The 1,574-nt window shown below is 72.7% G+C and carries 1 protein-coding gene; it reads left to right on the top strand.

Annotated elements, in window-relative coordinates; all coding sequences use genetic code 11:
• The first annotated feature begins 56 nt into the window (after positions 1-56).
• Complete coding sequence (locus DXD56_RS09915; RefSeq protein WP_117641085.1) at positions 57-1,349, top strand: IS30 family transposase; 1,293 nt, start codon at positions 57-59, stop codon at positions 1,347-1,349.
• Positions 1,350-1,574: the final 225 nt, after the last annotated feature.

The following is a 1,574-nucleotide window of genomic DNA, read 5'->3' as shown; positions in this document are numbered from 1 at the left end:
GGGAACCCGATACCCTGAGGGCCGGATCGGCCGGCCCCGGGAGATCGGAGGACGGCATGTCCGGAAAGAAGAAAAGGGGCTCCGCAAGGGCGGTCCCGAGGGCCTACGGAAGGCTCACGAGGCACGAGCGGGACACGGTCCAGAGGATGCTGGAGCGCAGGGCGTCATGCAGGGAGATCGCGAGGGAGCTGGGCAGGTCGCCCTCGACGGTGAGCGCCGAGGTGGCGTCGCACAGGTTCGTGACGGCGCCGAAGGCCAGGCGCGGCGAGCGCGTGGACGCCTCCGCCGACCTGTCGGCGGCCTGCCCGCGCCTGGCCGCGTGGCCGCGCTGCTGCAACGGGTGCGGGCGGTACCGCGCGATCGGCTGCAAGCGCCGCCCCCACGTCTTCTACGAGGCCCGGGCCGCGCAGCTGTGCGCCGACTCGGTCCTCGTCTCGTCCAGGCGCGGGATAGACGCCGACGAGCCCGCCGCGGCGGCCAGGCTGGAGGCGATAAGGGACTGCCTGCGCCGGGGGCTGTCGCCCGAGCAGATGGCGGCGCGCAACGGCGGTCCGGTGGACCTGTCGCCGTCGACCATCTACCGCTGGGTCTCGGCGGGCTACGACGGCATGACCAACATGGAGCTCAGGCGCAAGGTCGGCTACAGGCCGAGGAAGCGCGCCGCGTGCCGGGCGGCGACCCGCCACTCCGCTCGCAGGTCATATGCCGCGTTCCTCGCCCTCGGGGAGGACGCGTGCGCCGCGGCCTGGGAGATGGATACCGTCGAGGGCGCGCGGGAGGACTCCGCCTGCCTGCTCACGCTGCTGCACCGCCCCAGCAGGCTCCAGCTCGCGCTGCCGCTGGAGGAGAAGACCGCCGGGTGCGTCGCGGGCGCCCTGGAGGGCGTCCGGGCGGTCCTCGGCGCCGACGGGACGCGCCGCGTGTTCCGCGCCGTGCTCACCGACAACGGCGCCGAGTTCTCCGACGAGGGCGCGATCGCCGCGCTCATCGGCGAGGGGCCCGGCGAGACGAGGCTGTTCTACTGCGACCCTAGGCGCAGCGACCAGAAGGGCGCCTGCGAGCGCAACCACGTCGAGATCAGGAAGCTGCTCCCCAAGGGCCGCGGCCTCAGGTTCGACCGGCTCGCCCCGGCCGACCTGGCGCTGGCGATGTCGCACGTGAACTCCGAGCCCCGCGGCGCGCTCGGCTTCGCGACGCCCGCCCGCGCCTTCCGGGCGATGCTCGGCGGCGACGCGGCGGCGCTGCTGGAGGCGTACGGCATCGAGGACGTGCCCATCGGCGAGCTCGACCTGACGCCGGGGCTCATCGAGCGGGCGCGCGCGGAGAGGGGCGATGCCCCGCTGTCCTAGCCTAAGGGAAAACGGAATAGACTGACCGACCGTTCGGCTGAGTCCGGGAAGAGGCGCCGGGCGGCGGGCGGAGCATGGCCACCGGACCCATCGAGACACATCTCCTCCGTTCCTTCAACTGGGAAAACGGCGCCCCCGGGCCCCAGGAGGGGACGCGGGGGCGTTCGGCTAACTGCGGGAATGGCCTATTTGCTCAATGTGTTCGGCTGAGATCGGAAATCAACC

The organism is Collinsella sp. TM06-3 (genome assembly GCF_003436395.1).
GTDB lineage: Bacteria > Actinomycetota > Coriobacteriia > Coriobacteriales > Coriobacteriaceae > Collinsella.
Note: the sequence above shows the minus strand (reverse complement) of the source record. Positions and strands in the feature narration are given on the sequence as shown.